Genomic DNA, 25232 nt, shown 5'->3' on the forward strand with positions numbered 1-25232 from the left:
CGTCGTCACCGGTCGAGATCCAACACGATAGGCTGTGCCTCGATGTGGTTCCGCAATGTCAATTTCCCGACCGGTCTGATTCACGCTCATCGGACCGGAGACCTGGTTCTCTTCGTGGGAGCGGGCGCGTCTATCGATCCGCCAGCAGGCCTGCCCAACTTCGTAGAGATGACGGGGAAGATCGCCGCCGACGCTCGTATCGGCCTAACGGATGAGCAGCTTACGGTTCCGGAACGTGCGCTCGACTGGATCAAGGACCAGGACGTCGACGTTCATCACATGATCAGAACCATGATTGACCGCCCGGATTCACAGCCGAATCAGCTCCACCGGGCACTTGGCAGGCTCGCCACCGCCCAGACGCCGGCACGCATCGTGACCACGAACTACGACCCGCACATGTCATCGACACTTCGTGACGTCGGCACAGGGGTGGCGACGTACTACGCGCCGGCGCTGCCGGTGGGAGACGACTTTGACGGCATCGTCTACCTGCATGGGGCGGTGTCGCAAGACCCACGGTGGATGGTCGCGACCGAAGCCGACTTTGGACGGGCGTACCTCACCGCCGCCTGGGCAGCGCGGTTCGTCGAACGAATGTTCGCGAAGTACACGGTGCTATTCGTTGGTTACAGCCACAACGACACCGTTATGCGCATGGTGGCACGCGCCCTAGGGGGCAAGGGCAAGAAGCGATACGCCTTGACATTCGAGCCGGACAGCGAGGTCTGGCAGACCTACGGTGTGGTGCCCGTCGAGTACAAGGTGGTCGATGATTCACACGCTGCCTTGGCGGAAGCCATCGATGCGTGGGCAGCGTGGGCTTCGATGGGCCTACATGACCACCGCAAACGCGTAGGGCAACTAGTGGCGAACAGGCCGACACGCCCGGCCAACGATGCAGCCCTCGCGCCCTGGCCAGCCCTGGTTCCAGAGGACGTTTCGTATCTGGAAGACGTGGTCGCGGACGCGGACCGAGTCCGATTCTTCACGGAGCTGGCTGACGGGCTGGAATGGTTGTCCTGGGCAGCCGGTCGACTTCAGTTTCGCTCGATGTTCGACCCAACTGCTCCTGACGACGCTTGTACGCGACGCCTCGCTGACTGGTTCGTCGAGCGCTTCGTGATGAGCGAGGCCCTAACCACGGATGCGTTACGGGTAACTCACAGCAGTGGCGGCCGGCTCGCCCCCATGCTCTGCAACGTCCTCGGGCTACACCTCCACAGAGGTCCGGTGCCACGCCCACCGTGGTTGGGACCGTGGCTGACGCTACTTATCGAGCACTCCGGCGAAGAGCACACAGATTGGCTTGAGCAAGCCCTACTCAAGTCGCGTCTGCCAGAAGATCGTGAGGCAGCGCTGCTGTTGTTCGACACGCTGACCGAGCCGCGACTGCGGCAACGTTCTCTCCTTTGGGGCGGTGAGCCCTCGTTCGAGGTGAACATGCGTGGGTCGGCGGACGACCTGGCAGAGGCTTGGTCAACCGTGTTCCGCCCGGCGTTGGGAGATGTGGCCGCGGCGGTACTTGTGATCGCCGAGCGGCAGCTGCGTCGGATGTTCTCGCAACTTCAGGTAGCACGTTCGGCGGAGCCCGGCTGGGATCCGGTCTCGTTCGGCCGATACGCCATCGAGCAGGACCCGGGTGACAGATACCGGGAACCGGTGGACGCCATCATCGACGCCGCCCGAGACTGTATCGACGAGTTGCTGCGATCGGGCGCCCCGGCCGGGCCTGGATACCTGGACAGCTGGGCGGCGTCGGACATTCCGATCCTGCGCCGGCTTGCACTGCACGGCTGGAAGGTCCGTTCTGACGTTCCCGCTTCGGGCAAGCTTGCCTGGCTACGCGAACGGGGATGGCTGTTCGAGCATCAACTGCGTCCTGAGGTGTTCGGCCTGATCCGAGTCGCCTTGCCGGACGCGTCGACCGCGGAAGCCGACGCACTTGTCGCGGCCACGACGACGTTGCCCCTTGAGGGCCAGGACGCCGAGCACATCGCCTACATCCGCTATAACGCGTTGACCTGGATAACCCGTTGGGCGCCGGAGCTCCACTCGGCCCGGACCGCGTTGGCGGCCGTGAAGGCGGAGTATCCGCATTTCGAGCCACGCAACGACCCTGATCTTCTCCGCTCCAGAGTCGAGGTCCGCGTCCGGGCTGACCAGCCACCAATGACCACGGATGAGCTTCACACGCGTATCGGATCCGATGCACCTGGGGCGATCGCTGAACTTCGCCGGTACGAAGGCGTGGACTTCGCCTTCGATCGCACAAGCTGGAGCGACGCGCTCGGAGTTCTCACCGCGACGGTTAACGCGAACCCACAGGATGGCTTCACGGTCCTCGACGCTGTCGGCGATGGATCGACCGATCTAGTTAGTAGTGTGATCAATGGCTGGTCTTCAGCCGCCCTTGCCCTGTCGCTGCAGTGGCCATACTCGATCGTCTCCACAACATCGAGCTCGCCGGCCTGTCAGACAGCGTCGCTCGCCTGCTCATCGGTGGCCTCGGCGAGCACCCCAATGCAACCAAGTGGCATCTGTTACCCGAAGCGCGATCCCTAGCCGAACACCTGTGGACGGCACTGCCCGTGGCGCCTGACGCGAACGGGGAGCGTGACTGGCTGACACGGGCGATCAATCGGCCGGCAGGACATCTCGCGGAATTCTGGATTCGGGCGGTCTCCGCTGATTGGACCGCGGCTGGCGACTCTTGGGCGGGGCTGCCGCCGCACCTACGCCGCCCCCTTGAGCGCGTCCTTGCCGGCACCGACACCAATACTTGGCTCGCCCAGGTGATGTTCGCCAACCACCTGGCCTTCTTCTTCGCCGCCGACCAAGCTTGGTGCGAGGCGCATCTTCTCCCGCTGATGGACTGGACAACGGACCAGGACCGAGCCGTGCGGTGTTGGCAAGGCTACCTCTACAGCGGTCGGGTCGGCCCGCTATTCGAAGCGGGCTTACGCGACGGCTATCTCCACGCTGTCGATCGCGCTGATCAACTTCCGGAAGAACTCCGCCGCGCTTTGAGTGACCACCTTGCCGTCATCGCACTCCACGGCGCCTCACACCCAATGACCTGGGTCGAGGATTTCACGCGGCGAGCTTCGGAACAACAGCGGGTAGAATGGATGAGCCAGATCGCCTACATCCTGGACGGGCTAGATGCTCCAGCAGTCGAGCAGCAATGGCAGCGCTGGATCGCCCAATACTGGAACCAGCGTGCCAACAGCAGACCGCTCCGGCTCACCAAGGACGAGGCATCTGTCATGGCGACGTGGGCCACCCTACTGACCGTGTCCTTCGCCGACGGAGTCGCCCTCGCCACCGCGCACCCAGCCGCGTTGACGAAACGGCGATCCCTCGAAGACTGGACAGAAGAACGAATAGCCAAGAATCCCAGGCTGTTCGCCAAGCTTCTCGCCCACCTACTCCGAAATACCGAGCAACCCATCTGGGACAATGTGGCACGAGTTACATCGGTAATCCGGGATCAGGCCGAGCCCGCAGACCTCGTAGTCATACGAAATGAAGCGCTCCGGCTAGGCATCCGCGGCGCCGAGGACTGGTAATGACACGCAGCCCTCGGCTGCGCGATACGCCAAGCACGTCGCTATGATTTCCCTCGACAGATCGAATTGTTTGACATGACTTGGTGGGCGGGCTTCTGGCGTGCGGAACCCGTGCGTCCACCGACACCGGTGTAGCTGTTCTTCGAGTATGGGTGAGACGATTCGCCGATTTCCGGCGTGCGATCTTGGCGTACTGATCTGCCGCGATCCGGGCGCTTCTCCCTTAAGGGCTGACTGATGGGGGAAGCGTCCGGCCACTGAGGGTTGCCATGGCTGGCCGGACGGCCGTTGCGGTCTCGCTCAGTCCTCCATCTCGTAGGGGAACGTCTGCCATACGCCACCCGCATGGTCGCGTTTTGTTGGGTGTCCGACGTCCAGTTGAGCGACTACGGCGAGTGATGGATCGTCCCGCACAAGGTGATCATCGCGTCGACGATCGCGGCGGTGTGGCGCAGCGTGGGCGGCTTGCAGTTCTTGGTCGCGAGGGTCACGCAGGCAGCGGCGGCGGGCAGACATTTGGCCAGTAGGACCGAGACGGCGTCCGGGGTGTGGCCCGTCGGTGGGTGACCCATGCTGCAGTAGCCGGGCGGTGGGTTGGGTCAGTGGGGTGCAGCGCTGTTTGCGGCCCTTGCCGGTGCAGCGCAGGCGGGCGCCGGTGCCGAGGATGGCGTCGCCGCAGGTCAGTGCGAGGAGTTCGGACACCCGTAGTCCGGTCTGCGCCGCGATGAGCAGCAGCAGGTGATTGCGGCGGCCCAACGAGGGTGGATCGGTCCGGGACGGCCAGGAGCGCGTTGGTCTCCTCACGGGTCAGGAAATCACACATCGGTGCGGTCGCGGCTTTGGACCGGATGGCCAGGATGCGTTGAATGAGCATGGTGTGTTCGGGACAGCGCAGGGCGGCGTAGCGGAGCAGTGAGTGGATCGCGGCCAGTCGGCGTCCGGGAGCCTCCAGTACGACGTGGCGATCCCGCCGAGGATCGCTTCTGGATAGAGCACGAGTACGAGGGGCTACAGAGATTGAATGGTCAGGGTTAAATCTTGGTTGGTTCGGCGTGTCGTCGTGACGGTGGCCCGGTCGGCGGCGTATCTGGTTCGGGTGCGTTATCCCGATGGTGGTGGGCTGACGGCTGAGGGCCGTGCCCGGCGTGAGGCGGTCCGTTTGCGGGCGGCGGCGTTGTTCGCTTCGAACGTTCCGGTCGCGGAGATCGCCAGGCGGTTGCGGGTGTCGCACAACGCGGTCTACGTGTGGCGGCGACGGTGGGTGGCTAGCGGTGAGGCAGGCTTGGCGTCGAAGGGCCCGTCGGGCAGCGATTGCCGGCTATCGGACGCGCAGCTGGATGCGCTTGCGGCGGCGTTGGACGAGGGTCCGGCCGCGCACGGCTACGTCGAGGATCAGCGGTGGACGTTGGCTCGGGTCGCGGATCTGATCGCTCGGCTGTTCCGGCAGCGCTACACCCTGCGCGGGGTGTCGTTGTTGTTGCACCGCATGGGTTTCAGCCCGCAAATGCCGAAGTATCGGCCGGTCGAACAGGACGAGGAGGCGATCGCGACCTGGCGGCGAGAGGTGTGGACCCAGGCAAAATAGTGGCGGCCGAGCGTGGGGCGTGGATCTGCTTCGAGGACGAAGCTGGTCACACGCTTAGGCCGCCCAAGGCCCGAACCTGGGCGCGGCGTGGCCGGACACCGATAATTCCGGTGTCTGGTAAGGGATCCGGCCGTATTTCGGTAGCCGGCCTGCTCTGCGTCAAGCCCGGCCAACGCCCACGCCTGCTCTACCGGATCAAGGTCCATCGTCGGCGCAAAGGCGAACGGCGCAGCTTCGCCGAAACCGACTACATCGCACTGCTCGACGCAGCTCACCAGCATTTGAAGGCGCCGATCGTGGTCATCTGGGACAACCTCAACACCCACATCAGCGCCGTCATGCGCGAACTGGCCGCAGCGCGGGACTGGCTCCACGTGGTCCAGCTACCCGCCTACGCCCCGGAACTCAACCCGACCGAGGGCGTCTGGTCCCACGTCAAACGCAGCCTCGGCAACCTCGCCGCGACCGGCGTGGACCACCTCGCCGCCGTGGTGCGCAACCGGCTCAAACGCATCCAGTACCGGCCCGATCTACTGACCAGCTTCCTCGATCGCACCGGCCTCAACCTCGACCCCGAACCACCGTAACCCCGACCATTCAACCTCTGTAGCTGCTGATCAGCAGGAAGCATCATCAAGCCCACGATCACGAACGCTGTCGATGCCCTGGTGGCTGCGGTGTGCCGAATCAGCCGGACGGTTCCTCCGCTCACACGAACAGCCGCGCGACACGCGACCAAACGGAAAATTTCGTATAATATACCTTCTTATGACGCAACCTGATATCAGCGGCATTCTTGGGCGCGGTCGCGAGCTCCTGACCTCCGAAAACTTGGACGACTCCCGGATCGATATGGCAGCCCAGCAGTCCATCGCCAGGCTGAGCCAAGGCGAGACTGAACAGCAAATCTGTGCCCTAGCCCTGCTTTCCGGTGTCAAAGCGGAGAGCCACGGTCTTGCAGGGATCTTCGGCGATGACTCGACGGCGGCGGCGGATATCGCGGCGCAGTTGGGAACGGACGCCTCTGGGCTGATTCCTTCGCAGGCCGACGTAACGCTTGTCACACCGCCAGACAGTTCTATTCCTACCGTTGTATTCCGTAGCGAGGCACGGGACGACACGTCACGCCTTGACTCCGCGTTCACTACGTTGATCGGCGAATCGGGAAACATGCTCAGCGACCGGGTCGACCTTTCAGCCGCCGGAGACCCGGCAACGCCGTGGTTGTGCATGTGGGTCTGTGCTATGTGCGCACTAGCAATCCGGGCTGGGAACCCGGGCGCTCCGGTCTGCGCAGCGTGTCTGACCTGCGTGGCCGGAAGCAGTTGACCCCACCCACGCAGCGGGCCTTGTTGCGTCGGGCGTTGCGTGATCCAGGAAAGACCGTCGGGATATTGCGATACGCGTAGCGGCGGAACCCATTGGATGACCGCACTGTAGCGTGACTTGGTTCTCGTGCATGCGGTCCATCGGCCGCTGTTCCCGCCGGAGCTTAATTGGGTCCTTCGTCAAGTGCTGCCCGTTCTGTGGATCTAGATGTGGAAGGGTGCCTTGTCGGGTGGCCGGAGGGAGTCTCGCCCTCCGGCTTCGACAGATCCCGGGCGTGAACCTCTCGATTCACCGGGATCTCGTCACCCTGGTCACCAGGCGGGTGGTGAGTGAGAGGCCTATTCCCAGTGCGCGAACAGGCCTTGCCGCTTCGTGACCGCGCGCTGGAGACCGGCGAGCCGTCCCCAGGGCTACCGGCCGCACGTGACCGACGCCGGTGCCCTCGACTGGACGCCCGCGTAGCGTCGCCGACGGTGTCCACGCTCACGCAGAAACAGTCGCCGCCCCAGCTCCGCGCGCCCCCGATCGCGACTACCACCGCCATGATCAGGCATTCTCATCTGCCGTTGGTGGGGCGTGGATGGCTTCCGGGAGTGGGCGGCGGTTGGCAGGCTGTGGGGGTGGATCGGCGGTTGCTTCTTGAGGACGACCTGACGCGGTCGGCGGTGGTGGCCAACTCGGCGATGAACCGGGGGCGGCAGCTGGCTGGGGTCAACAGCTATACGCGTGAGCTCGGGTTCAACCCGCTGGACCAGGTCCGCTCCGCGGCCGGGCGGGGCCGGCATGGTGGCTGGCTCTACCTGTGCTGCGGCACCGGCCGTGCACTGTTGCAGGCGGCGCGTTCGATGCGCGGCGAGCGGGTCGCCTTGGTCGGTGTCGACCTGGTCGACTACTTCGATCCGATCGACGATGTCGACCTTCCGGTGAAGCTGGTGTGCGCGTCGGTGACGAGCTGGGTGCCGGCGCGGCGGTTCGACCTGATCACCTGCGTGCATGGTCTGCACTACATCGGCGACAAGCTCGCCGTGCTAACGCGTGCGGCGAGCTGGCTGACCGATGACGGTCTGCTCGTCGCCGACCTTGACCTGACCAGCATTCGGCTGCCCGACGGACGGCCGGCCGGACGTGCCCTGGCCGGAGCGCTGCGCCAGGCCGGCTTCCGGTACGACGCGCGTCGGCGCCGGATCACCAGCGAGGGCCGGCGCGAGGTCAGTCTGCCCTACGACTACCTCGGCGCCGACGACAAAGCCGGCCCCAACTACACCAACCAGCCCGCAGTGCACTCGTACTACCAGCCGCGGTAGTCACCTACGCCAGACCAGGGTGATCACAACAGCTCCACGCACTGTCTTGCCGATGTGATCGCATTCGATCACCCCAAATTTATCGGACGGCACTGTCAGGTCGTTGACTTCCGATTTCGTGTCGCGCAGTTGGTCAAGTCGGATGGCTTGAAGCATTAGCCCTCGCGTGGCGGGCTTTATCTGTCACTCGGTCGTTCGGCCTGTGTTCGATAGCCTGGCGACAGGGTTTGCCTTGTTCGTCGTGGTGTCGGCGGCGACGGTGCCTGGTTCGGACATCAATCCCGCAGTGGCTGCGACTACGAGGCGGCGTATAGATCTGGATGTCGCTGAGGCGACAAGGGCGATACCGACACCAGTAAGAACGGGTAACAAAGGGACGTGCACGTGCGTCATTCGTTCGAGTTGTGCGCCGGCGTATGCCAGAGGCGTGGCCCAGCCAAGCACGACGAAGCCGTACACCGTCATACCTCCGGCTATGGAGACCAGCTGCAATGTCAGCAGGCCGGGTCGGCGACGTCGGAGCCATACGGCGGCTGCGAGAAAGACTGCACCGTCAGCGGACATGAGCACCCACCCTGCCAGGAAGGTCTGCCGGTTAACGGCCACCAGAACCACGTTGACCGCACCGACGCACGCGAACAACCATCCCGATCGGGGCAGCGTATCGCGCGCGCCAACGCTACAGAGGTGAGCTGCGGTTAAACCCATCAACATCGCGACCAGGGTGGCCGCCAAGGCTCCACCCGGACGAAGGTTTGCCGAGTCCGCAGGTAAAGAGCCAGCCGCAAACAGCACCGGAACCGGTGTCAGCAGCAGGAGGCTCGGCACCGCGGCATGCGCCAGCCGTGAGCGAGTGGCGCCGGCGACGAGACCGGCCAAGGTAATAAGCAACCCCGCGATCACCGCAACCGCCACTCCGGGATATCCGGTGGTTGCGCTGAACAGGTTGAAGAACATACCTCCGGCGGCAGTGCCGAGCATAAATGCTGCACCGATCCGATACCTGGCTGGGATCACGAGGATGTTTCGGTTGGCTCCGTCCGTGGTTGCCACGGGGCTATTATGGGAGACCGCCAGGTTCGGGAACCATACGCCGCTGACCGACATCGCCTTCAACTGTCGGCTAACCGACAGTTGACCGCCGACTGCGCGCGGGCCAGAGGTTGGAATCCATCGGAGTCATGCTCGGCGCGCCTATAAGTATTCGGTGCGAGTCACCTTTCACCAGCGCGAGGCCGCATCGTTGGCGCATTATCGCACGGTGGACATCCCGAGCCGGGTGCGGCAGCAGGGTCAGGCCGCCGACCGTGCGCTGTGTCGCTCCGGCGGCCGTCACGCTCGTGGCCAACGCCCTGAGCCGGTCGCGTCCTGAACTGCCGATGACAGTGCGTCGGAATATGGGCTGAAGTTCACTCGAGGATTGACCATGTGGTTCGTAAACTGGTACAAGGATTATTCATGTTAAGATCGCGCTTAATATCGACGCGACGGCTGTGACGACAGTGCCGGCGAGGCCAATTAGTGCCAGGTATACAGCGGTTCGGTGACTCTGTGGCGAGGGAGTCTCGGTCATGGCGGAGACCGTACAACACAAAGGGCCAGGTCAGGTGCCTAAACCGCCGCACTTACGGCCCGGCCCGACCGCCTCTTCACAGCCCGATCGGACCGCCTTTTGCGGATGCTTTGAAGAGGCATGGCGTGATGTCAGAAAAGCTAGCAGCGAAGTTGTAGCCTTCAAAGACTTGCTGAGTGACAGGTGTCATCTAGCAAGGTGGCAAACCGTTTCGGCGCCTTGTGCGCCGCGGCGGTCGTGGCGGACCCGGAAAGGTGGGGAAATTCGAGCACAGCCCAGTGGCGGCGTGCTCGGACTGCCTCGCCGCGATCGCGCTCCGCGCTCGCTCGTTCCCTGAGGAAGACCCTGACGGCGCGGCTTACATCTACCGTGGCGCGGACGAGCCCCCGCACGTCGGCGACTGAGTGCTTCTCGGCTGCTGATGCATCATCGGCGCCGCAGCAGCCGCCCCGCTACTCGCTCAGTCCCGTGGAGCAAGCCGACCAACGGACACCACAACGAGCGATGGCACTGGGCGCCGGAGGCCAGGGACTTCCTCACCGGCGGTTGCGAGTAGCTGCGACGGCAGATTCCCGCAAGAGCGGTTGGTCGTCACTCAGTGCGCTCGACGACGGCACTTCCTCCGGCTGGGCTGCGTTCTCGTGGCTCTCTCTTTTTGCGGTATCGCGCCAAACGAGTGCGACGCCAAGGTGGTTGTTGCCCTGCTTGGGCTGACTGGTCACGTCTTCAGCACGAGCGGGACCCGAAACGTGAGTGCGGCCGGTGAGCGGGGCCGCCCGCCGAGCAGAGAGGGCACCTACAGTGGACGGTGACGACACACCCGCAGAGCAGCCGCCCGGCCGTGACCTCGACACGGTCGAACTGCCCACCGTGGTCATGGAGTTCTCGCCAGTATCAGCGGCGTGTATTTGGCGACTGTGTCGGTGCCAACGACGGCGGTCGCGGCAGTAGCGGCGGTGTTACTTGCCGGCGTCGGGCTCGTCGTCAACCGGTCGACGGACCGGTACTCCCAAGCCAGTTGTCACGGCAAGGCCCGGTTGCAGACCGTGTTTTACGACAGCCGAAGACGACTGGAGGACGCCTCGTGGTTGGCACGGACAAGCACGTGCGGCGGGGAATGTCGACGGAGGCGAGATCCGCCAGCGCCGCCGACCCGGGACGCGACGCGTTGGCCAGTTGCGGGTGCGGTTGCGGCCTGCCGCGCATTCGTATCATCGCCTAACGACCGTACCTGTTGTTCGTTCACGCGCGGCTTCGGTGGCGGGCCGGCGACGAGGTGATCTTGGCGTCCGGATCTGCCGCGGACATCGTGCTCAGGAGCGTCGCGTCCGGCGGTCTCCTCGCGCACTGTGTGACCTTGGGAAACGGCGGTCGGCAATCCGATCCATCAGAACAGGCGGCAGATCCGCGTCGTGATTGAGGTCGAGCTCGCTGTGCGACACGTTGTTACGCCGCCGTCGCGGCCTGCCAACGGCCGCGCAACGTAATCCATCTATCCTTCCGTACCGGCCAACCCCGCCGTTGCCCAGGCGCAGGCGCCGCCCACCCCGTTACGCCCAACGACAGGGAGGTACAGCATGACCATCTTCGACACCATCGGCGGTGCCCCCGCCGTCCAGGCCGCAGTCGACGACTTCTACGTCCGCGTGCTCGCGGACACCGCCCTGGCGCCAGTGTTCGCCAGCACAGACCTGAACCGGCTCAAGGCGCACCAACGTGCATTCATCGCCGCCGCCATCGGCGGTCCCCAACCGTACGCAGGCCGGGACATGGCGACGGCGCACGCCGGACTGGGCATCACCGACGCCCAATTCGACACCGTCGTCGGCCACCTCGTGGATACCCTCACCGGCCTGGGCGTTCCCGGCGACACGATCGCCCAGATCGGCGCCACCCTCGCGCCGCTGCGCACCGACATCGTCACGGCGGAGACGAAGGTCGCCTAACTCAGCGACCCGTAGCCCGGAACGCCTCCTCCAGAAAGCCACGCGCCGCGCCTCGCGGTGACCTGGCGTCAACACCGAGGGCGCCCCAAGGTCGGGGATAGCCGCAAGAGGTTTGAGGGCGGCCTGTACTTGCTCGCCTCACCGGTGCTCGCCCAAGATCGGTTGCGCGGACAAGCGACCGCGCTAGTCACCGAAGGTGACGGCAGGTACCGCTCGCCAGCGTCCGGTCATGCCGAGATGAGTGAGTCGCCCGAGAAGGCGCATCATGCCAGTCCGCGTGGGAAATTCGTTGCCAAACACCTCGTCGCCCTCCGGCAGGTCAGGTCTGAAGGGACCGACTGTCGGCTCCCGGACAGAAAGCAACGTCTCGTGGCGCTTTTGTCCTATAACAATCGCGGGATACGCTGCTTAACGTATCAGCACCGAGAAAGCTTCGTGACCTCAAGCTCCTGGAGCCCCGGAGGGAATATGCCACCAGAAGAGGGTTCGCTGCGGCAATATGACCCTCTACGCTTCCTGGAGGATGGACTTAAGTTCGTCTTCTCATGGGTAGCTCTAATGCCTATAGCTGTCATTGTTAGTGGCAAAATTGTCGGGACCAGCCTAAAGATGCCTCGGCAAACCAAACAGATGTTTCGGATTCCCGTGCCGCGAATTCTCAACTTAGAAGCGCGTGGCGACGAGGTGGTTTTTGGCTTTGCTGCCTTCTTCTTGAACTTTATGGCCATTGCGCTTCCGGCGGGCAGACCTGCTTATAACATGTTCGTAGACCGCTTCGGAGTCGACCCAGGGCAATTCAACTCACTCTGTATCTTGAGTTCGTTCGCGGCGGTATGCACGTCGATCTTGTTTGTCGCCGCGCTAAGATTTTCGGGCCGGCTTCGCTCCGCCACCGATGGCACGCTCCGCGAGCATGCGAGAATGATCAACGAGATTGCTTCCTCCGAATCTAACCCGGAGCAAGGAAAATGACACCTTCATCAGACGAGCCCGGGAAGGACAAGGGCAGGAGTATCGCAATCCTGTCTGGTAAGGGAGGGAGCGGAAAGACGCTTGTAGCGGCCGTTGCTGCGTCCGCATTTGCGGCAGCCAGTTGGCCCAATGGATCGGTTGGGCCTGTCGTGCTGGTGGACGCCGATGCGGGAACCTCTGGGCTCTCTTATTACCTCGGAATGAAGTACGTTCACAACATCGGGGACGGTCTTGCCGAGGTGGCTGCTGACTCCTTAGATGGCGACTCACATGTTCGCGACGCCTGGTCGTCTCTGCGTCCCTTGAGAGACATCGAACTCGTGACGTCAACGTCACAGGAAGAGGTTCTCTTCCTTCCAATGGGCGATAACGCTCTCCTTATGCGAACGATGAATCCGCAACAATTACCCCCCATTATTCGCGACGTGGTGGCCTCGATAGCCAGCCGTGCCGGACGACTCATTGTCGATTGTCGAGGTGGCATAGACGATGAATCGTTGGCGGTGTGCGAAGCTGTCGACGACATTGTCCTAGTTGTAGAACCTGACACCACATCTGTTCAGGCCACCAAACACCTAAGTGACGTGCTCTCAGAGAAGAAGCTTGCCCATAAGCTTCGAGGGTTCATCGTTAATAAGGCTATGGAGAATCCGACAATCGTTGGTCGGAACGGTTCTGGACTATTTCGTACTCGGTATTTGTCCGCCGTTCCGTTTGATCTCGACGCCAACAGGGCATTTCTCGTTGGTGAGCTTCCGATGGCTACCTCGTTGTTTGTGACTCATGTAGTGTATGGATTATCGAGGTTGTACCCCGAACTGCCCAAGCCACCGAGATCTACTATATGGTCTCCGGAGGATTTTGACCGACTTGCGCTCTTGACTCCCGAATCGGCGCGGGGAGGTGTAATCTCGGGAATGGCCATTATAACTCTCGGAATTGCGTTCGCGGTGAACACGTTTGCTGTCGGCCACCTGACGGCGTCTTTGACATATGGCTTCTTCGCGTTTTTGGCTCTATTTGGGATTATTGGAAGTCTTGAGCCAACGCGAAGGCTCTTGGGTCGTGCATTGGCAGGCAGTAGGCGACGCACAACGAGGCGCATTCGCCGACTATGATTTGGTAACAGCACAAGGTCGCAAGTGTCGGAGTCCATCGGTCGTCGCTCTTACTTATCTGCCGCGATCCGCTCGTGGTTGAGTGTGCTGCCGGTGTGTGTTGCGTTGTGGTGTCCGGTCGTGGGACGAGTGGGGGATGCTATCGGTGGTTGGGAGTGGTGTGCCGATAGGGCTGTGTCTGCAGGTGGCTGGAGGGTGGGATTGCCCGTGTCGGGCTGCATCTGTCTATGCGCGGTCGGTTTGAAGGGGAGGTCTGCGCCTTGACCGCTATTGACCTGTTCGGCTGTGCTCGGTACCGCGACCTTGATGGCGACCGCGCCGTAAGGGCGCTGCCGGCCTTCTGCGGACCGCCGCCGCGGGTCACCCGCTGAGGCTGGCGGGGCCCGGCTCCTGGTGGGTCTGTCGAGAGCCGCTGACAGCCGGACGGGTGCCGCAGAGGATGAAGGCATGTCGGAGTCGGAGTCGGAGTTGGCATCGCGGTTGCGGGACGACCTGCGGCACCGGTTGCGGCCGATGTCGGGTCGAGGTCCCGGTTCGGTCACCCCGCTCGAGTTGTTTTACGACCTCATCTATGTGATTGCCTTCGCGGTGGCGGCGGACGAACTCGCGCACGCGGTCATCGAGGGCGAGGTCGGTGCTGGCCTGGGGGCGTATGTCTTCGCGATCTTCGGTGTGACGTGGGCCTGGCTGAACTTCACCTGGTTCAGTTCGGCTTACGGCAACGATGATGCGCTCTTTCGGGTAGCGACAGTCGTGCAGATGGTCGGCGTCGTCATCTTCACCTTCGGGCTGCCGGTGAGCTTCGCCGACACTGCGCACGGGGGCAGCCCGAACAACGTGCTCCTCGTCGTGGGGTACATCATCATGCGGTTGCCGCTAGTCGCGTTGTGGCTGCGGGCCGCGCGGGAAGACCGCGACCATCGGCGAACCTCGACCGCCTACGCCGTGGCGATCACCGTCGCCCAGGTCGGATGGGCGCTCACGACGCTACCCGGGCTACCGACGGGCGCCACAATCGCGGCCCTGGTCGTGCTCGCGGCCGCGGAGCTGGTCGCACCGGCCGTCATCGAGGGCCGGCTCGGCAGGGCACCCTGGAGCGCGGGCCATGTCGCCGAGCGGTTTGGCCTGCTCACCCTCATCACCCTGGGCGAGGTAGTCGCGGCCACGGTCGCCGCCGTCGGCGTGCTGGTGCGCGACACCGGATGGTCTGTCGCCGCGATCGTGATCGCCGCGTCGGGGCTGGTCATCGCCGCTGGACTCTGGTGGGCGTATTACCTCGTTCCCGCACGCACGATCCTGACCCGGTCGCCCGCGCGGATCTTTCCCTGGAGATACGCTCACCTGCCGTTGTTCGGCGCGATCGCTGCCGTCGGCGCCGGCCTTCGCGTCGCCGCGGACGGTGTAGAGCAACAGCTGCTCTCCCTGCTGCAGATCACGCTCGCCCTGGCCATACCGGTCGCGATCGTCATCATCCTGATCTTCCTGCTCTGGAGCCTGCTGGTGGGCGCCTTCGATCTCACACACCTGCCGCTGTTCGTGTGCACACTCGTTCCCATCGCCGCCGCGATCGTCATCGCCGTCGTCGTGGATCCCCACACCCCTATCGACCTCGCCGAGGATGCCGACCTCGCCGCGCTGTTCACGGTCATCGCCCTGGTATCGGTCGCGTGTGTCGTCGAGGTCGTCGGACACGAGAAGGTCGGCTACTCGCACACGCTGCGCGCCGTGACGCGAAATCTCCAGCCATCGCCTGCCGACAGCGCGGCTCAGCCGTCACCGGGACCGAGCACACCCCGTAACCCCTCGCCGGGGGCAACCCCTGCGCCGGCAGCGAGATCACCACATCCGCGACGCCGTCAGCCACTGGCCCCACAGCCGATCAAGCTGGGCATCCGACGCTCGGTCATGCCGATGACAGCGCATCCGATCTGCCAAGGGCGGTGCCGCTTCATTGCAATCTGAGCCGCCCTCGCGAAAGCGACTAGCCTGCCAAGGCATGGGCTATTCGTCTAGGCCAGACGTGACGAAAGCAATGATCCCTATGGTAACGCCGGACCCAGTTCCGGCAAGGAGCCCGATCGCCATGCTGTACAGGGTCGTCTCATGGCGTGCAGAGTAGTCATAGCCGAAGACCCATGAATCGATCAGTGCCATGGGAGCGAGGAGAAACACCGAACCAAGCAGGCAGAACACGGCCGAGTTAAATTGTGACGGCATAAAGAACCAGCGGCCGATCCGGCTGTTGGGGTCACCAAACCGACTGACGACTCCACTCATGGCACCTAGCGTGGTTGAAATGATAACCACAAATGCCCGCCCGCAGCGCGTACGTTTGGCCGCCGTCTTGCCTGAACGCGTCGATCGGCTTTTGTGATTATTTGCTATGCGCTCCAGCAACATCCACCAAAGAACCACGAAGGGCATTATTATCGCTCCCAGAAACCTCGGGCGGCCATTCCTTCAAAAGGACAGAAAAGGAAGGAGATTAATTGCCCCAAGAACGAGGGCGACGGGAACGGCGAGACCAACCGCGAAGAGCCCAACAATGATTACCACCAGCGAAACTATCAACCCAAGCACCAGGAACGGAGCGGTCGTGAGCGCCGCAGTGATGGCGCGCGGAATTGAGATGCTCGCGCTAAGCGCCAGTGCGACGAGACTTAAATAGAGCGAAAGGATGATACACGCCAGGGCGGCCCGTTCCCATTGGCTTCCTCGGGATCCACCACGGACTACGATCAGAACACCCGCCGTCGCGCCGACGCATCCACCGAGCGTCGTCAAAACCTTCTCCCGCTCGATCATGCCTGGTCCAATTGATCAACTGACGCCACTCGTCCAGAGAAGCAGTGCATCCTATGTCGTTGATGGATGAGTCGAAGATCTGACAGGGAATCAAAAGATGACCGGAGACTCGTTCCTCGACCGCGAGCCAGCACCGAACCCCAACTTCTGCACACCCGCTCGCTGACGATCTAGGCAAGCGTCAAGTGATCGCTAGTCTGGCGCGCACGATGCCTGCGCGCGCCGAGAGGTGCGATAGACGCTGAATTGCGGCGCAGCACTGGCTGCGTCCGGCATGGCGGTGCTCGCCATGGTGCCGACGTCGGGTGCACGGGTGACGCTGCAGACCGGCCTCGGTTACCGCGGCCGCCGATGGCAGCGCCGTAGGCATCCTGAGCGCCAGCTGGGTCAAGTCGTCCGTTCCCGCCCGCGAAGGTAGGAAGGCTTGGCCGGCTGGCTGTCGACCACACTGGGCGAGATCGGCGCCGCGCTCGGCATCCCGCTGCTGGACATGACAGCGCGTGGTGTACCGGCTCGGCAATGAGTGCGGGAAGGCCGGTACAACACCGAGATCCTCACGAGGACGGGCCGCCGCTTGGCAGGGTTCGGCTGCCTTGAAGAGATGGAGGGCATAGCCCGGCTTGCACGAGCCGATCGTCGCGTCTACGCCCGGGAACCACGTCGGCGGCAGGCGGCCGTCGTCTGCGCCAGTTCGATCTCGATCAGCGTGGAGCGACCATCCGCTACGTGAAGACATCCGGTCATGCCGATGAGTGCGCAATCCGATCTTTGTCGGTACGGGCGGCTGATCGACCGGCGTCCGCTGCACATCGTCGGCAATTTGTGCGATCAATCGACCTACCATCAGGCATTCGGACTAGCCCATTCGTGATGGTGGCAGCCATGTTGTCACCGTGCTTTGTCGGATTCTTGCTCGTGTAGGTCAGGGGGCGTAGGAGAAGCTGGTGGCAGCCGTTGGCCACCTCGTAGGCACATAGGAGGTGCGCTGGAGCTTGCTCTCGGCCCGGTCACTGATCTGGAGCGAGGCCCAGAGCCGCGCTACGGTCTTCCTGACCGTGCTGTCGGCCTCGATCATTGCGCTGGCTTTGCTGGCCGACGCCACCGGCTTTGGCACCCAGACCGCCACGCTGGCGCTGGTGCTGCTGCCGGTGGTGTTCCTGCTGGGCATCGCCGCCTACGTCCGCCTGGTGCATCTTAATGCCGAGGAGTTCCAGCTGGTGCAGGCGATGAACCGGCTCCGGCGCGCGTACCTGACCCTGGAGCCCGGCCTGGAGCGCTATCTGACTACAAGCCAATACGACGACGAGCAGGGCGTGTTCGCCACCTACATGGTGAATCGCCCCAGCCAGAAGTCGATGTGGGTGCACTTCCTGATCAACACCCCGAACATCGTCGCGACGGTGGACGCGGCGCTTGCTGCGGCCATCGTCGTGCTCGGCCTGCGGGCCGTCGAGGCCCCTCGGTCCGTGGCGGTGGTGTGTGGGGCAGCAGCGTTCCTACTTCTCTGGACGACGCTGTTCCTGCTGCAGCGGCAGACCCTGCGTCCGTTCCGTGACCAGACACCAAGGTTCCCCACCCCACCGGACCGGCCCTGAGTAACTCGGCGGTCCGTCAGGTCACGCAGGCCTGAAGGACCTCACCCGTGTCATCGAACGGCCGTGACCGAGACCGTCACGTTCTCGCCCTCGCCGACGTCGCCCTCGAAGCCGACCGAGCCGGCGTTCTCAGAGCCGAGCTCCGCCCCTGAAGGCCCCCGTCGGCGACAGATTCAATGCGACGCAGCGTCGAATGTCGCCAGCTACACCTGCCCCGCCCCGGCGGCCCGCACGACAGCACCGACCGCCTCCACCAACCGGCCGACCTAACCGAGATCGTGCGCCTCTACGGGATCCGACACTGGATCGAACAAAGCTACAAACAGATCAAAGACGAACTCGGCTGGGCCGACGCAAAGTCCGCTCCGACACCGCGATCCGCCGCCATCAAACCCTCGTCAACTGCGCCTTCTCGTACTGCTGGGACACCTGGTTCGACGACCAGCCCACAAACGACACCCCGGAGCCGGACCTACCCGCCGACCCCGCAGAGGGGGCCCACACCACCGAAACCACCCTCCTGGCCCAAAGCCCTACGCAAAGTCCGTAGCTGGCTCGCACTCTGGGCTCACACTACGACGGACCTGGACGGCATGGTCCACCCAACCACCATCCCCGCAACTGCAAGCACTCCTCAACGCCGTCGCCAACGGACACACACACTAAACCTGCACATCCCACCCTAAAATCAACAAAATATCGCTAGCCGACCGCCGGGCGCGCCGGTTCCAAGCCGTGGCGGCCTAGGGTGATACCCGGCCCGGCGTGCGGTGAGGGGAAGATGGCGATGAGCGGCACGGATGAGCTGGCGGTACCTGCGGTGGTGGCCAGCCCGGCCCGGCCGGGTCCGCCTGCCGGGCGCGTGGGGCGGTGGCTGCTGGCGCACCGGGTGGCGCCGGCTGGGCCGGAGGCGCCGGAGTCGCACGCCAAGCCGCACTCCTGGTGGAAGGTGATGTGCCTGACCGGCGTGGACTACTTCTCCACGCTCGCGTACCTGCCGGGCATCGCCGCCCTCGCCGCCGGGTCGCTGTCGCCGCTGGCCACCCTGTTGATAGTGGCGTTGACGCTGCTGGGCATGCTGCCGATGTACCGGCGGGTGGCCAAGGAGAGCCCGCACGGGCAGGGCTCGGTGGCGATGCTGGAGCACCTGCTGCCGTTCTGGCGGGGCAAGCTCTTCGTGCTGGTGCTGCTCGGTTTCGTCGCCACCTCGTGGATCATCACGATCACGCTGTCGGCTGCCGACGCCTCGGTACACATGCTGGAAAACCCGCTCCTGCCGGACGCGCTGCACGGCCACGCGGTGCCGATCACGGTCGTGCTCCTGCTGGTACTCGGCGGAGTGTTCCTGCTCGGCTTCAGCGAGGCGGTGAGCCTCGCGATCCCGCTGGTCGCCGCGTTTCTCGCGCTCAACGCCGTGGTGGTCGTGGTCGGCTTGGTGGAGGTGTTCACCACCGGCGGCGCGTTCTCCGGCTGGACCGACGCGCTGAGCGCCGAGCACGGCGGCGGGCTCACCGACGTGCTCTGGCCGGCGGTGGTCGCGTTTCCGTTGCTGGTGCTCGGCCTGTCCGGCTTCGAGACCGGGGTGAGCATGATGCCGCTGGTCGCCGCCGACGGCGCGGACGCCGAGGCGCGTCTGCGGTCGCGGATCCGCAACACCCGTAAGCTGCTCACCACCGCCGCGCTGATCATGTCGGTGTACCTGGTGACGACCAGCTTCGTCACCACCGTGCTGATCCCGGCGCAGGAGTTCGAGGAGGGCGGCGCGGCCAACGGCCGCGCGCTGGCCTACCTCGCCCACGAGCACCTCGGCGGGGGCTTCGGCGGGGTGTACGACGTCAGCACGATTCTGATCCTCTGGTTCGCCGGGGCCTCCGCGATGGCCGGCCTGATCAACATCGTTCCCCGCTACCTGCCCTCGTACGGCATGGCGCCGGAGTGGGGGCGTGCGGTGCGGCCGGTCGTGCTCGTGTACACCGCGATCAGCGTCGTGATCACCATCGCCTTCGGCGCGGACGTCAACGCCCAGGCCGGCGCCTACGCCACCGGCATCCTCGCGATGATGGTCTCCGGCGCGGTCGCGGTGACCATCTCCGCGCTGCGGCGCCGGCAGCGCGCGGCCACCGCCGGGTTCACGGTCCTCACGCTCGTGCTGCTGTACGCCCTCGGCGAGAACATCCGCGAGAAGCCCGACGGCATCATGATCTCGGGGCTCTTCGTCGCCGGCATCATCGCCGTCTCGCTCATCTCCCGGGTCTCGCGGACCACGGAACTGCGGGCCGAGCGGATCGAGTTCGATGCGACCGCTCGCCGGTTCGTCACCGACTCGCTGACCCACGACGGCCGGCTCAACCTCATCGCGAACCGGCGGCAGGGCGGCGACAAGGCCGAGTACGACGCGAAGGAGCAGGAGCAGCGGGCGCTCAACCCGGTGCCCGGCCGGGCCGACGTGCTGTTCCTGGAGATCGAGGTGATCGACCCGTCCGCCTTCTCCGACGTGCTCACCGTGCGCGGCGTCGAGGTCGCCGGCCACCGCATCCTGCGCGCCGGCAGCCCGGCCGCCCCCAACGCGATCGCCGCGATCCTGCTCGCCCTGCGCGACGCGACCGGCGAGCTCCCCCGCTGCTACTTCCAGTGGTCCGAGGGCAGCCCGTTGGCCCACCTGCTCCGGTACCTGCTGCTCGGGCGGGGCGACACCCCGCCGGTGGTCCGCGAGATCCTGCGCAAGAGCGAACCGGACCCGGACCGCCGTCCCCGCATCCACGTCGGCGGCTAACGCGGACCTTAACCCGAGGTTCGCCTGGCCCTGACACGATCAGGTCCCACGGGCGCGCGAGGGGTGAGCCGAACGGAGTTCGCCTGATCACTGCGGGCGGGATCGAGGACCGGCTCGTTACCGACCTGCCCGCCCTTCTCAGCGACGGGAATACCTGGTGTGGGTCGACACACCGAGCTGCGACCCGACCGCGGCGAAGGTGCTGTCGGACGTGTTCGGCTTCCACCCGATGGCGGTGGCGGACTGCGGCGAGCGCAACCGGGTGCCGAAGGTGCACGCCTACACGGACCACGTCTTCGTGGTGCTGCACGCGCCGGAACGCGGCGACCGTGGCCATGTGCACTACCTGGAGCTAGACCAGTTCGTGGGGCAGAACTACGCGGTCACCGCCCACGGCCCGCTCAACACTGCGGTCGCGCCGCAGGCGGCGCTGGGGGACCGGCGCGGTGCTGGCCCGGATCCAGTCGGGGCGGCTGCGCCCGCGCACCCCCTTCGACCTCTCGCACGCGATCGCCTCCGCGCTGACCCACAACCAAGAGGCGTACATCGAGGCAGTCACCACCGACGTGTGGCAGCTGGAGCAGCGCGTCACCGGCGGCAACGTCGAAGCCCTCCTGAGGCGACCAGCGTCAAGACCGCGTCAATATTCGCCGCCGGCTCGTCGCGGTCGCGCTCGTGCGCGGCTTCGCCCGCAAGCGGACCAACCAGCTGGGCAACCTCTGGGTCGACCTAACCCGGATCACGATCCGCATCTTGCTGCCCATCTGCGCGCTGGCCACGATCGTGCTGATCATCGGCGGGGCGGTGCAGAACCTGTCCAGCGGCGCCCAAGTCACCACGCTTGGCGGCGCATCACCGGCGGTCCGGTCGCTCCCAGGAGGCCATCAAGGAGCTGGGCACAAACGGCGGCGGCTTCGACAACGTCAACTCCGCGCACCCGTTCGAGAACCCCACGTCGTGGACGAGCTGGATCCAGATCTTCCTGCTGCTGGTGATCCCGTTCAGCCTGCGCCGGGTGTTCGGGCGCATGGTGGGCCAAAACCGGCAGGGCTACGCGATCGTCGCGGCCATGGGCATCCTGGCGATCGCCAGCGTGGCACTGAACAACGCGTTCGAGCTCGGCCACGATGGCACCGTGCCGCAGGCGGTCGCCGCAGCCATGGAAAGCGAGGACGTCCGGTTCGGCGTTGCCAACTCGGCCACCTTCGCCGCCGCGACCACACTCACCTCGACCGGCGCGGTCAACTCCTTCAACGACTCGTACACCTCGCTCGGCGGCATGATGCCGATGATCAACATGATGCTCGGCGAGGTCGCGCCCGGCGGCGCCGGCCTGTACGGCACCCTCGTCCTGGCGGTGATCACGGTGTTCGTGGCTGGGCTCATGGTCGGCCGCACGGGCAGTCACAGATGCCGACAGGCGCCAATGAATGGCCGCGAGCCCAATAGAGTCCTCCCGGACGGGTTGGCCGATTCAACACGCCGCCGCACTGGACCTCGCGGACCTGTTCCAGACCACGAGGCAGGGCACCAGCAGGTAGGCATCTCGCTAACCACGGCCGGTTCGTTCTCTGGGACGGCGGCGGCCCGCTGATATGGGTCGGTCCGGTGCCATCGGGCGAGACCTGGCTGCCTCCAGCCATTCTGAGCGCCTTGGTCGTCAGGCATCATGCTTGTTATGGACCGATATGGATGAAAGGCGCCCAGACGCTAGGTCTGTAAGGATCCCGGTCGCGCTGCCGCCGTACGGAGTGGTGAAGCGCCTCGGCCGACTGTCCTGGCCGCAGGTCACCCCGTGAGACCAGGCGCGCATACACGTCCTCGGCGACATTTGCTGCGGCCGTGTCCCAGACGGACCAGAGCGTCGCGATCACGTGACGCCGGCCCGCGTACTGAAGGGCAGCAGCGACGGTGATCATCTCGTCGGCGACGCGTGTGCCGCCCATGGCCGTCTTGCAGGCAGACAGGAACGCGAACTCACCCTGGCTCCCGCCGGCGGTCAGGTCCGCCACGGTGAGTCTTCCGTCGTACAGCACCAGGCCGCCGCGGGATGGGCTGGTGGGTTCCTGGCTGCCGTGACAACTCAAATGTGCCCAGGTGTGGCTGCCAAGCGCGTCCTGTACCGCGTGAACTGTCGCCGCCGGTCCTTCCAGCAGCGTCAACCGTTCGGCGGGGAAGACCGTCGCGAGCAGGTCACGCTCGCGATCGACATTGGGCAATTGTGGTTGACCGGGCGTACGGCCCAGCGCCACGACGAGCAACTTCTCGTTGGGCCTTTGCGGCGCCGCTGGCGGCTGGCTGTCGTCGATCAGGGCGCGGGCAAGCGCCCGCACCGTCGTTGTGTAGGACGACACGACCCGGTCGAGGACGGCCCGGCCCGGCGCCTTGTCGTTCGGGTCGTGGTATCCGGCGGCGTGCAACGGCAACATGGCCAACGGGCCAGTCGGGCACCACCATATCCTCGGCCACGGCTGAGCCGGGGCCGGGCAGCGATCGTGGCCGAGGGCGCGAAGGACTGGATCGGCGACAGCTTCCCACAGCCATTCCAGGACCGAACTGATCGCCCGCTCAAGAGTGAGGCGGGCGGCCACCTGGCCGGCGCGGACGGAATCAACATCCCGAAGCGCATGCAGAAAGGCGTTGGTCCGGTCGACAGCGTCCGCATGAGTGAGATCCGGCAGTTCGACGACATCGGTGCCGGTGGTGGTCACCAGCAGGGCGTCGCAGCGCCACGAACTGCAGTTGACAATGACAATTGGTCCCGACGTCGCGGCTTGGCGCAGTTCTCCGATCGTGGTCTCGTGCGGCGAGTCGTTGTCCGACCCGATGCCGAGCTGGGCAACGAGGACATCCCACTGCTGCGCGGCCGCCATCTGCCGGTCAACCGCCTCTCCCGGCCGGACCAGCGCGTATAGCGCCTCGAGGAGCTTCATCGACTCAGGAATGTTCTCGTGCAGGTAGGACTCGGCGCCGGGAAGCGACCGATAGTGCTCGACCTGGTGGACTATGGCATTCAGATGGCTGTTGAGGCTGTTGCCCTTCGCATCGACGACGGTGGTATTACGGGGCAGCGTCGGGTTGGCGAGCTGATCGAGTTCGGTGCGCAGCTCGGCGAGCCTGCCGGCCAGCTCCGGCCGGGCGCTGACCTTCGATGGTGTGGTCTGGCTGGCCAGTAGGTGGAACCACAGCACGCCGCGGCCTCGCTCCAGGATCTCGACTGCCCGGTCGGGGAATCCCGCGGCCACGGTACAGGCTGCGGCAGTACTGGCCAGTCCGTGGTATTCCGCGAGCAGCCGTTCCCTACTCGCCCAGCTCGCGCCGGGCCAAGCCAGCAGCGGGAGAAGCCGTACCGCCGCCGCGTACCCTTCGGCCGCATCCTGCCACCGGCCCAGCAACGCGGCCGAGTCGCCCCACTTCTCGGCGATGCGTATGCGGCGCGACGCCGCGGCGTTCCGATCCGCGGCAGCCTCGCGCCACAAACCGAAAGCTGTCGACATGTCAGCCGGGTCCCGGGCTCGCTCGAAGCGGGCCTGCAAAGCAAGCCCGAGATTGAACTGCGTCGCTGCCCGTTCAGAGTGGCCGGCGGACGTCGCTTCGACCGCGGCGCGGCCCACGCGTATCGCCTCGTCGAGATCGGCGTCGGCACCAACGCGTCGATACCTCTCCCGGAGGGCCAGCCCGAGGCTGGACAGCAACTCCGCCCGCTTCGCCTGGCCGGGAGCGCTCATGTCCAGAGCGGCGCGGCCCACAGTGATGGCCTCATCAAGGTCTGAAAGATCCTCGAACCGGTCGAACCTGGCCTGCAACGCGAGTCCGAGATTGGACAACATGCCCGCTCGGTCCGGGTCGTCCGGGGCCTCGACCTCGACGGCAGCTCGATCCACCGCGATAGCCTCGTTGAGGTCGGCGACGTTCCCGTGGTCACCATCTCGCTCGAACCGCACCAGCAGGGCGGTGCCAAGGTTAGCAAGCCTCTTTGCTCGATGAGGATCGTCGGCGGGCGTGACCTCGACGGACATCCGAGCCATCCGGATTGCCTCACCGATGTCGGCGAGGTCGCCGACCCGCTCGTACCGTACACGGAGCGAATTGCTGAGATTGGACAGGCAAAGACCGCGATCGTCGTGATCGGCGGCCATATTTCTGAGCGCCTCGCGTTGCGCGGCGATGGCACCGTTGAGGTCAGCGAGGTTGCCGGTCCGTTCGGACCTGATCTGCAGCGCGACGCCAAGTAGGCACAGCCGGCCGACCCGGTCAGGGTGCTCCTGGTGAAGGAGGTCTATGGCATGGTCGAGAGCGGGCGGATCGTCGAGCGTCCGCAAGCGTCGCACGATCATCGCTGCCCGTTGATGGTGGTCGGGTACCCGTCGTGGGTTCACCTGGGCAAGCTCGACAAACAGGTGCTCGGCGGTTCGCAGGGCCGTGGCGTTCGCGCCGGCGGGTAGGGCCAGGAAACGGCACCAGTGCAGCCACGCCACAGCGAAAAGCACTTCCTCCCGTACGCGGCCCTCCGAACTGCGCTGAGCCGCTAGCCACAGGTCATCGGCCTGGGTCACCGCCTCCTCAGCCACGACCGCCGCCGGGTCGTGCTGTTGCACATACGCGAAGATCCGGGCGCGCACCGCTGCCAGCAACTCATCGACCATCGGACTCCCAATCA

At 65.0% G+C, this 25232-nt stretch carries 17 protein-coding genes and 2 pseudogenes; 14 read left to right on the top strand and 5 right to left on the bottom strand.

The features are described from left to right. Nucleotides 1–42 precede the first annotated feature (42 nt). Nucleotides 43–2565, top strand: coding sequence for an SIR2 family protein (locus Phou_RS29540; RefSeq protein WP_173061789.1), 2523 nt, complete (start codon nt 43–45; stop codon nt 2563–2565). A gap of 26 nt (nt 2566–2591) precedes the next feature. Next, complete coding sequence (locus Phou_RS29545) at nt 2592–3572, top strand: DUF4020 domain-containing protein (RefSeq protein ID WP_173061792.1); 981 nt, start codon at nt 2592–2594, stop codon at nt 3570–3572. A gap of 582 nt (nt 3573–4154) precedes the next feature. On the opposite strand, the pseudogene Phou_RS55740 reads toward Phou_RS29545, so the two are convergent. Next, a pseudogene (locus Phou_RS55740) lies at nt 4155–4376 on the bottom strand (tyrosine-type recombinase/integrase); the annotation flags it as partial. A 256-nt stretch (nt 4377–4632) separates the two neighbouring features. Between Phou_RS55740 and Phou_RS29555 the strand changes: the two are divergent. The 4 genes from Phou_RS29555 to Phou_RS29570 all read left to right on the top strand — a co-directional run bounded on the left by Phou_RS29555 (nt 4633) and on the right by Phou_RS29570 (nt 7790). Next, nucleotides 4633–5157: a winged helix-turn-helix domain-containing protein gene (locus Phou_RS29555; RefSeq protein ID WP_246273945.1), complete on the top strand. Its 525-nt coding sequence runs from the start codon at nt 4633–4635 to the stop codon at nt 5155–5157. Further along, nucleotides 5157–5744 carry a transposase gene (locus tag Phou_RS29560; protein ID WP_246273946.1) on the top strand — a complete coding sequence of 196 codons (588 nt, stop codon included), beginning with the start codon at nt 5157–5159 and terminating at the stop codon, nt 5742–5744. The genes Phou_RS29555 and Phou_RS29560 overlap by 1 nt, the downstream gene beginning before the upstream one ends. 181 nt (nt 5745–5925) lie before the next feature. Continuing rightward, the gene (locus Phou_RS29565) at nt 5926–6486 is read left to right on the top strand and encodes a hypothetical protein (RefSeq protein ID WP_173061801.1); all 561 of its coding nucleotides are present in this window, start codon (nt 5926–5928) and stop codon (nt 6484–6486) included. Nucleotides 6487–7106: 620 nt separating this feature from the next. After that, nucleotides 7107–7790 (top strand): class I SAM-dependent methyltransferase, encoded by a 684-nt coding sequence (locus Phou_RS29570; RefSeq protein ID WP_246273947.1) that lies wholly within the window; start codon nt 7107–7109, stop codon nt 7788–7790. 183 nt (nt 7791–7973) lie between these two features. On the opposite strand, the gene Phou_RS29575 is transcribed toward Phou_RS29570, so the two are convergent. After that, nucleotides 7974–8843, bottom strand: coding sequence for a hypothetical protein (locus tag Phou_RS29575; protein WP_173061804.1), 870 nt, complete (start codon nt 8841–8843; stop codon nt 7974–7976). A gap of 2097 nt (nt 8844–10940) precedes the next feature. Between Phou_RS29575 and Phou_RS29580 the strand changes: the two genes are divergently transcribed. The 4 genes from Phou_RS29580 (at nt 10941) to Phou_RS29595 (ending at nt 15361) form a co-directional block, all read left to right on the top strand. After that, entirely contained in the window at nt 10941–11309 is a 369-nt protein-coding gene (locus Phou_RS29580; protein ID WP_173061807.1) for a group I truncated hemoglobin, read from the top strand. A 468-nt stretch (nt 11310–11777) separates the two neighbouring features. After that, a complete protein-coding gene (locus Phou_RS29585; RefSeq protein WP_173061810.1) occupies nt 11778–12281 on the top strand; it encodes a hypothetical protein in 504 nt (167 codons plus the stop codon). Further along, nucleotides 12278–13399 (top strand): nucleotide-binding protein, encoded by a 1122-nt coding sequence (locus Phou_RS29590; RefSeq protein WP_173061813.1) that lies wholly within the window; start codon nt 12278–12280, stop codon nt 13397–13399. Before Phou_RS29585 ends, Phou_RS29590 begins: the two co-directional genes overlap by 4 nt. A gap of 447 nt (nt 13400–13846) precedes the next feature. Next, nucleotides 13847–15361: a low temperature requirement protein A gene (locus tag Phou_RS29595; protein ID WP_173061816.1), complete on the top strand. Its 1515-nt coding sequence runs from the start codon at nt 13847–13849 to the stop codon at nt 15359–15361. Between the two features lie 39 nt (nt 15362–15400). Here Phou_RS29595 and Phou_RS29600 read toward each other — a convergent pair whose 3' ends face one another. Both Phou_RS29600 and Phou_RS29605 read right to left on the bottom strand, forming a co-directional pair. Further along, a complete protein-coding gene (locus Phou_RS29600) occupies nt 15401–15814 on the bottom strand; it encodes a hypothetical protein (protein WP_173061819.1) in 414 nt (137 codons plus the stop codon). Between the two features lie 45 nt (nt 15815–15859). Next, nucleotides 15860–16204 carry a hypothetical protein gene (locus Phou_RS29605; RefSeq protein WP_173061822.1) on the bottom strand — a complete coding sequence of 115 codons (345 nt, stop codon included), beginning with the start codon at nt 16202–16204 and terminating at the stop codon, nt 15860–15862. A 992-nt stretch (nt 16205–17196) separates the two neighbouring features. On the opposite strand from Phou_RS29605, the gene Phou_RS29610 reads away from it, so the two are divergent. The 4 genes and pseudogenes from Phou_RS29610 to Phou_RS29625 form a co-directional block, all read left to right on the top strand. Continuing rightward, nucleotides 17197–17799, top strand: a complete 603-nt coding sequence (locus Phou_RS29610; RefSeq protein ID WP_173061825.1) for a hypothetical protein — start codon at nt 17197–17199, stop codon at nt 17797–17799. Between the two features lie 787 nt (nt 17800–18586). Next, nucleotides 18587–20572 carry an APC family permease gene (locus Phou_RS29615; protein WP_173061828.1) on the top strand — a complete coding sequence of 662 codons (1986 nt, stop codon included), beginning with the start codon at nt 18587–18589 and terminating at the stop codon, nt 20570–20572. Nucleotides 20573–20729: 157 nt separating this feature from the next. Continuing rightward, nucleotides 20730–21305: a CorA family divalent cation transporter gene (locus tag Phou_RS55745; RefSeq protein WP_218579259.1), complete on the top strand. Its 576-nt coding sequence runs from the start codon at nt 20730–20732 to the stop codon at nt 21303–21305. Continuing rightward, a pseudogene (locus Phou_RS29625) lies at nt 21233–21971 on the top strand (potassium-transporting ATPase subunit KdpA); the annotation flags it as partial. The gene Phou_RS55745 and the pseudogene Phou_RS29625, both read left to right, overlap by 73 nt. Before the next feature lie 277 nt (nt 21972–22248). Here Phou_RS29625 and Phou_RS29630 read toward each other — a convergent pair. Then, the gene (locus Phou_RS29630) at nt 22249–25218 is read right to left on the bottom strand and encodes a CHAT domain-containing protein (protein ID WP_173061831.1); all 2970 of its coding nucleotides are present in this window, start codon (nt 25216–25218) and stop codon (nt 22249–22251) included. Nucleotides 25219–25232 lie beyond the last annotated feature (14 nt).

Origin of the sequence: Phytohabitans houttuyneae (assembly GCF_011764425.1) — a bacterium.
Classification (GTDB): domain Bacteria; phylum Actinomycetota; class Actinomycetes; order Mycobacteriales; family Micromonosporaceae; genus Phytohabitans; species Phytohabitans houttuyneae.

Bases quoted from the DNA above. Each gene is read 5' to 3' on its own strand.
- Phou_RS29540 (WP_173061789.1), top strand. From the start codon at position 43: ATGTGGTTCCGCAATGTCAATTTCCCGACCGGTCTGATTCACGCTCAT.
- Phou_RS29565 (WP_173061801.1), top strand. From the start codon at position 5,926: ATGACGCAACCTGATATCAGCGGCATTCTTGGGCGCGGTCGCGAGCTC.
- Phou_RS29605 (WP_173061822.1), bottom strand. From the start codon at position 16,204: ATGATCGAGCGGGAGAAGGTTTTGACGACGCTCGGTGGATGCGTCGGC.
- Phou_RS29630 (WP_173061831.1), bottom strand. From the start codon at position 25,218: ATGGTCGATGAGTTGCTGGCAGCGGTGCGCGCCCGGATCTTCGCGTAT.
- Phou_RS29595 (WP_173061816.1), top strand. From the start codon at position 13,847: ATGTCGGAGTCGGAGTCGGAGTTGGCATCGCGGTTGCGGGACGACCTG.
- Phou_RS29580 (WP_173061807.1), top strand. From the start codon at position 10,941: ATGACCATCTTCGACACCATCGGCGGTGCCCCCGCCGTCCAGGCCGCA.
- Phou_RS29615 (WP_173061828.1), top strand. From the start codon at position 18,587: ATGAGCGGCACGGATGAGCTGGCGGTACCTGCGGTGGTGGCCAGCCCG.
- Phou_RS29590 (WP_173061813.1), top strand. From the start codon at position 12,278: ATGACACCTTCATCAGACGAGCCCGGGAAGGACAAGGGCAGGAGTATC.
- Phou_RS29585 (WP_173061810.1), top strand. From the start codon at position 11,778: ATGCCACCAGAAGAGGGTTCGCTGCGGCAATATGACCCTCTACGCTTC.